Origin of the sequence: Sulfurimonas sp., assembly GCF_027056685.1 — a bacterium.
Classification (GTDB): Bacteria; Campylobacterota; Campylobacteria; order Campylobacterales; family Sulfurimonadaceae; genus Sulfurimonas.
Genome location: NZ_JALUKE010000234.1, coordinates 1 through 6,469, shown reverse-complemented (window position 1 = coordinate 6,469; position 6,469 = coordinate 1). Strand labels below are relative to the sequence as shown.

At 35.4% G+C, this 6,469-nt stretch carries 9 protein-coding genes and 1 pseudogene; 7 read left to right on the top strand and 3 right to left on the bottom strand.

The genetic code is table 11. The features are described 5' to 3' along the window. The 3 genes and pseudogenes from MVY38_RS10240 to MVY38_RS10230 all read right to left on the bottom strand — a co-directional run. Window positions 1-608, bottom strand: a pseudogene (locus MVY38_RS10240) (sensor histidine kinase); the annotation flags it as partial. Next, the gene (locus MVY38_RS10235; protein ID WP_297485869.1) at window positions 598-1,251 is read right to left on the bottom strand and encodes a response regulator transcription factor; all 654 of its coding nucleotides are present in this window, start codon (window positions 1,249-1,251) and stop codon (window positions 598-600) included. The gene MVY38_RS10235 and the pseudogene MVY38_RS10240, both read right to left, overlap by 11 nt. Then, window positions 1,248-2,288: a cache domain-containing protein gene (locus MVY38_RS10230; protein ID WP_297485867.1), complete on the bottom strand. Its 1,041-nt coding sequence runs from the start codon at window positions 2,286-2,288 to the stop codon at window positions 1,248-1,250. The genes MVY38_RS10235 and MVY38_RS10230 overlap by 4 nt, the downstream gene beginning before the upstream one ends. Window positions 2,289-2,408: 120 nt before the next feature. Here MVY38_RS10230 and surE point away from each other — a divergent pair, with 120 nt between their 5' ends. The 7 genes from surE to MVY38_RS10195 form a co-directional block, all read left to right on the top strand. Next, window positions 2,409-3,191 carry a 5'/3'-nucleotidase SurE gene (gene surE / locus MVY38_RS10225; protein ID WP_297485865.1) on the top strand — a complete coding sequence of 261 codons (783 nt, stop codon included), beginning with the start codon at window positions 2,409-2,411 and terminating at the stop codon, window positions 3,189-3,191. Between the two features lie 2 nt (window positions 3,192-3,193). Next, the gene (locus MVY38_RS10220) at window positions 3,194-3,844 is read left to right on the top strand and encodes a ThiF family adenylyltransferase (RefSeq protein WP_297485863.1); all 651 of its coding nucleotides are present in this window, start codon (window positions 3,194-3,196) and stop codon (window positions 3,842-3,844) included. Continuing rightward, a complete protein-coding gene (locus tag MVY38_RS10215) occupies window positions 3,837-4,220 on the top strand; it encodes a hypothetical protein (protein ID WP_297485861.1) in 384 nt (127 codons plus the stop codon). Before MVY38_RS10220 ends, MVY38_RS10215 begins: the two co-directional genes overlap by 8 nt. Continuing rightward, window positions 4,204-4,458: a thiamine biosynthesis protein ThiF gene (locus MVY38_RS10210; protein ID WP_297485859.1), complete on the top strand. Its 255-nt coding sequence runs from the start codon at window positions 4,204-4,206 to the stop codon at window positions 4,456-4,458. The genes MVY38_RS10215 and MVY38_RS10210 overlap by 17 nt, the downstream gene beginning before the upstream one ends. A gap of 48 nt (window positions 4,459-4,506) precedes the next feature. Further along, window positions 4,507-5,004 carry a transcription elongation factor GreA gene (gene greA / locus MVY38_RS10205; RefSeq protein WP_297485857.1) on the top strand — a complete coding sequence of 166 codons (498 nt, stop codon included), beginning with the start codon at window positions 4,507-4,509 and terminating at the stop codon, window positions 5,002-5,004. Between the two features lie 14 nt (window positions 5,005-5,018). Next, window positions 5,019-6,023: an N-acetyl-gamma-glutamyl-phosphate reductase gene (gene argC / locus MVY38_RS10200; RefSeq protein ID WP_297485870.1), complete on the top strand. Its 1,005-nt coding sequence runs from the start codon at window positions 5,019-5,021 to the stop codon at window positions 6,021-6,023. Next, the coding region (locus tag MVY38_RS10195) for a metallophosphoesterase (protein WP_297485855.1) at window positions 6,013-6,469 on the top strand (457 nt) is incomplete at its 3' end. The genes argC and MVY38_RS10195, both read left to right, overlap by 11 nt.

Genomic DNA, 6,469 nt, shown 5'->3' with positions numbered 1-6,469 from the left:
TCATTTTTGCGGTTGTAGAGGTCAATGTTTACATTGATGATAGAGAGCGGTGTGTTGATTTCATGCATGGAGTCTTTGATGAAGTTGTCGAGCTGCTTGTTCATCTTTTGAAAAGGTCGTGCAAAGGTTCTTAAGAAGTAAGCACTTAAAATAAAGACTAAAATAATAATGCTAAAGAGAATAAAAAGTACTTTCTCGTAAACGGAGGCGTAGGAAATTTTGTTGTGTAAAACAAGATAACTGGCATTAAAATAACGCTCTTTTGGTAATTTAATGACATAGTAGGCATCATCTCCATCTATATAATAACCACTCTTAAAGTACTTCATCTCTGAGCGTATTAGTGTAAAGATGGGATGAAAATTTGCATCATAGAGACCTGATTGGAAGCTCTTAAAACGAGGATACTCAAAATACTCATCCTGCTCGTCATACTCTTGCATTGCGTTTACAATAAGCAGCGATTTCTCTTTAAGAAGCAACTCGTTTTCAATACTGTAAATATTTTTCATATATATCATATAGTAAAAAAGTGGTACAAGTAATATAATACCGACCAAGGCAGAGTAAATCAATGCATACTTTGTAGAATATTGGCTATCTTTCAATAATATACCCCAAACCGCGCCTATTTTGAATAATATCTTCAGGCAGTTTCTTTTTGAGATTGTTGAGTTGTACCCTAATAGTTGCAGGTTCTACATACTCACCCCAGACCTCGTCTTGAAACATTTGTGTCGATACGATGGAGTTTTTGTTTTTTATAAGCACTTCTAGCAGCTCTTTTTCTGTTTTACGCAACACTATCTCCTCTTCATCTTGAGAGAGTTTGCTCTTTTTAAGGTCATATGTCAGCGAGCATCCAAGTGTGATAAGCGAACCATCGTTATCTAAAAAAGAGGCAAGTGCCTGATCTATGCGAAGTTCAAGTTCTTCAAGGTCAAAAGGCTTACGAATATAATCACAGCAGCCCCTCCTATAGCCCTCTTTGAGATCACTCATATCGGTCATGGAAGTTAAAAAGATGGCAGGGATTTTAATGTTATCTTCACGGAGCTTTTTGAGTAGTTCAAAACCGTTGAGAGAGGGGACATTGACATCAAGAAGTAAAATGTCATAAGCTTTGTCATATACCGCATTATATGCGTCTACTCCATCCATAAAACCATCGACTTCGTAGCCTATGTCTTGTAAAAACTCTTCTATGCTGATACGCAGTGAGTATTCATCTTCTAAAAGCAGTATTTTCATTTTATCTTCCCATCTATTTTTTTTACTATTTTTCTGTTGAGCATCATCTGTATAAGCTCATCTTTTGAGTATTTGTCATACTTCTCATAAGACTCATCAAAAAAGAGTTCTCTTCCCTCTTGATTGTGTTCATGCTTCTGCTCTTTTACTATGTTATGAAGAGAACTTCGTGTAATGTTTATTAAAAAAGAGATGTTGTCCTCTGGATTTCTAAAGTAGTTGAGGTAACGCTGGGGTAATACAAACACAAAACCTCCAATAATTTTATTGTCACCATCATACATATTTTGATAGAAGATATATTTTTTATTTCTATGGGCTATCCCTTTGAACTTGAGTGTTTTAAAGTTAAGTTTGCGAAGGGTTTGTATGTGGGTGTAGTTGTAGTTTCTGTTTGCAACGATGTAGTTGTTAATTGTGAGGTTTTGCATCATTAAAACTGCTGTGTCGGTGTATTTAACATCAAGTAGTACATAAAGATCCACTCCAATAGAGCTGAAAAAATCGGTGATGGATTTAAAAAAGGAGATGGATTCTACATAACCTATGAGCTGATTGTCTTTATAAACGGGAACGGTTGCTTTTATGCCGAGTCTTCTTCCTACCTCTATGGAAGTTCTTGGAGTGTTGTGCGTGTAGAAGTATTTGAGGTCTGTTCGGTAGTCGCCTATTGGCATCCCTGCGTAGATGTCATCCCAACTTCGCGCAAAGATGTTAAGATCGCTGGTTATCACTTGTGTTCGGATTTTTTTTCCTGTATTCTTTTGGATTGTTTTTGAAATATCGGAGATGATTTTATACCCTAAATCTTCATCGTCATTTTCTAAAGCATCGATGAGCCCTTTGTTCTTGGAGAGCATCAGTGCTATTTGCAGGTCATCCATTTGATGTGTTTTGAGCTGACTTTTGAGTGTGAGACGCATTTGGTCTAAAATATTGTTGAGTTTTTGTTCTTTGACCTTATTATTATAGTAGTAGGTAAAAAAAAGTGTAATAAGAATGAGTACGAGAAAAACAGGGGCTACTTTTTTGAACAAGGTATTTCTACTCCTCAGTTTTTATTAAAATGGATGAGTATTATAACAATATTTTATTAAAGGTAAATTTTTTAACTTTTTTTTCTCGAATGTAAATGATGTTTTGTATAAAATACAATTATGAAAAATAAATATAAAATTTTAGTTACAAATGATGATGGATATGATGCAAAAGGCTTAAAGCAGTTAAGAGAAGCACTTTGTGAGCTTGAAGATGTGGAGGTTGTTGTTGTCGCTCCTGCAAATGAGAAATCAGCTTGCGGACACTCTTTGACTTTGACCAAACCACTGCGTTTTGTTGCCTTGGAAGAGAATTTTTTTAAACTTGAAGATGGTACACCGACTGACTGCGTTTACCTCTCTTTGAGTGCGATATTTCAAGATGAAAAGCCAGATTTGGTTGTGAGTGGAATCAATCGTGGCTCAAATATGGGTGAAGACATCACTTACAGTGGTACAGCCGCAGGTGCAATGGAAGGAGTCTTGCACAATATTCCCTCCATCGCAATTTCGCAGGTAATGGATTTTACAAATCCAAATGGGGATTTTTCTTTAGCATGTGATACTATTAAAAAAATAGTGACAAAAATACGAAAAGATGCTTTTCCTCTGCCTGATAGAGAGTTTTTAAATATAAATATTCCTCCAGAAGTTACAAATGCGCAGATGAAAATTACTTATGCTGGTTATCGTGTTTATGCTAATGATGCAGAGATTCATCGTAATCCTCGTGGTGAAGAGCATTACTGGTTAGGATTGCACCCTCTGAATTTTAAAGCACGAAGTAGCAGTTCTGGAATGAGTGATTATGAGGCTATTCGTGATGGATATATTTCAATTACGCCAATTATGCTTGATTTGAGTGCTTACAAAAGTATGCAAAAATTAGAGGATTGGCTCTAAAAATGTCAAAATATAGTCGCATAAAATTACTTTTGCAAGAGGATTTTAAAAAGCTTGAAGATGCCAACATTATTTTGCTTGGTGTTGGTGGAGTAGGGAGTTTTTGTCTGGATTGTCTCTATAGAAGCGGCATAAAAAACATTACTATTGTTGATTTTGATAGCTATGACGCTTCAAATCAAAATCGTCAAATGTGGTCAGAACTACATGAAAATAAGACAAAAGTTATAGCTCTTAAAGAGCATTATCCCCAACTGCAAATTATAAACAAACGCATAGATGAAGAGTGGGTGAGAGCGTTTGACTTTGAGCCTTATGATTTGGTGCTTGATGCCATAGATGACAGAAATGCAAAACTTGCACTTGCACAGAAGTGTTACAAAAAGCTCATCTCCTCTTTTGGAAGTGCAAAGCGACTTGATCCGACAAAGATTTTAGTAGATGACATCTGGAAAAGTTATGGCGATAAATTTGGTTCAAAAATCCGATATGAGCTAAAAAAACGAGGATTTAAGAAAAAATATAAAGTCATTTTTTCTTCTGAAGAGGTTGTCACAAGAGAGAAGGGTAGTTTTATGGGCGTGACCGCTGCGTTTGGACTTACCATGTGTGCAGAGGCAATAAAAGAGATAAGGAAAAAAAGTAGTGTTTGATTTTTTAGATAGTGATTGGTTTAATATAAGTTTGCAAATTGTCTTTGTATTGGCATTGGTTTATGATGTGCGTAAATATCGCCAGACAAAGAAAAATGAGTATATTATCAATATCGTTTTAACGATTGGCTTTGCCATTTGGGTGCTCTATCCTTACTATATCTCTTATACAGGCTGGAATGAGGGACAAAAAAGTGAAATGCTTTCACATTGTAAGGGTGATGAAAACTCTACGAAACTTTGTAAATGTCTTGATGATATGACTTTTAAAAACTATACTTATAAAGAGTATAAAAAGTTAGATACAAACTCTAGTGATTATAGAGATTTTTTAAAAGATGCAAAGGATGATTGTCTTGATGATTCATGGTTTTAATATAGAAGATGATTTGGTATGTGAGGGTGTCATCGGTGATGGCTGTGGTGGTGGAAGATTGTTTATAGTGCAAGATGAAAGGCTACAAGCATACGACCCTCAAACGCAGTCGTATATAGTGCTTTTAGAAGATGTGCTAAACGCAGTGAAAATTTCAAAATCAGCATGTTTAATAAAAATAATATGTAAAGATGAGATAATTTGTTTTGATTTATCAAAGCTTCAAACAGTAAGCTAAAATTTTCGCTATAATTTAACTTATAAAAATAAATAAAAGAGAATAACTATGCAAAAAATTGAACCGATGACACTCTTTGGGTATGAAAAGCTACAAGCTGAAGTAAAAGATTTAAAAGAGGTAAAACGCCCTGGTGTTGTAAAGGCTATTGAAGAGGCACTAGAGCATGGTGACTTAAAAGAGAATGCTGAGTACCATGCTGCAAAAGAGATGCAAAAAAATATCGACAACCGTTTGGCAGAACTTCAAGAAATACTAGGAAATTCACAAATTGTAGATCCAAGTCAACTCGAACATGCAAAAGTGAGCTTTGGTTCAACTGTTGTGATGACAAATCTTGATACAGATGAGCAAGTTACATATACTATAGTAGGTGGTTCTGAATCAAATCCAGATATAGGGCTTATCTCGTTTAACTCTCCACTCTCAAAACAGTTGCTTGGAAAAGAGGAGGGCGATGAGGTGAAATTTCGTCTTCCTGGTGGAGAAAAAGAGTTTGAGATTGATGAAGTGAAATACCAAGAAATAGTATTTGAGACAAAATAGTTATGAGTAATAAGATGCAAAAAATAGGCGTTGGAATTGTTGGAGCAACAGGCTATACAGGACTTGAACTTGTAAAAATGCTTGTGAAGCATCCTATTTTTGATTTAGTTTATATTGCAAACTCTGAGGGTGGTACGACTATAAATAAATTGCATCCTTCTTTAAATGGTGTTTGTGAAGATATCGTGAAAAAAGCAGATGTTGCAGAAATTTCTCAATGTTGTGAGCTTGTATTTTTAGCTCTGCCACATAAAACTGCTATGGCATATGTAAAGCCACTTATTGCAAATGGGGTGAAAGTAGTTGATTTGTCTGCTGATTATCGTCTGCCTTTAGATATATATGAGGAGTTTTACTGTCCTCATTCTGATAAAGAAAATCTCTCTCATGTAGTGTATGGTTTACCTGAACTTAATCGTGAAGCTTTAAAAAATGCAAAACTTGTGGCAAATCCAGGATGTTTTCCTACTTCTGCTATTTTAGGATTACTCCCATTTTTGAAAAAACGAGTAGCAAATACACCCATCATCATTGATGCAAAAACAGGTGTAAGTGGTGCAGGAAAAAAACTAAGCGAAGTGACACACTTTGTAAATGTAAACGATAATCTATTTGCTTACAATCCTCTTGGACACCGTCATGCTCCTGAAATCGCTCAAAAAGTAGGCGTTGCGTTTGAGGAGGTTCATTTTGTGCCACATTTAGTGCCTATTACTCGTGGGATGTTAAGCTCTATCTATATTCAAGTAGAGAGTGAATTTGATGCTGTGGCACTTTTAAAAGAGTTTTACAAAGATGAGCAGGGTATTCGAGTGAGTGAAGTGCCAGTTAATATGAAAAATGTTGCTGGAACAAACTTCTGTGACATCTATGTTAAACGCAAGGGTAATATGCTTTTTATCTCTTCTGCTATTGATAACCTTATGCGTGGAGCATCTTCTCAGGCTGTTGTAAATGCAAATATTATGATGGGACTTGATGAAAATATGGCAATTCCCGATATAGCCTATGTCCCATAATGCTTTAGTGCTTAAAGAGGGGGCATTTGTTGTTTCTGATGCCCATTACTCCCATCGAAGGGAGGAGCTTCTTGATTTTATAAAAGATATTTATAATAAAAAACTTCTGCCAACACAGCTTATTTTGATGGGGGATATTTTTGATGCTCTTTTTGGAGGTATTGATTATACTTACAAAGAGAATCAAGAGATGCTTTCGCTTTTGAATGCTATTTCACAAGAGATTGAAGTGATATATCTTGAGGGAAATCATGATTTTAATCTTGTAAAACTCCTTCCAGAAGTTATAGTTGTACCTATTCAAAATCAACCTGTAAAAGCAACGCTGCAAGACAAAACACTCTATTTAGCACATGGAGATTTTGATGGAACACGCTTTTATAAGGCATACACTGCCTTTATTCGTAATTCTTTTATACTTTTTATTCTCAAATATATTGATATAG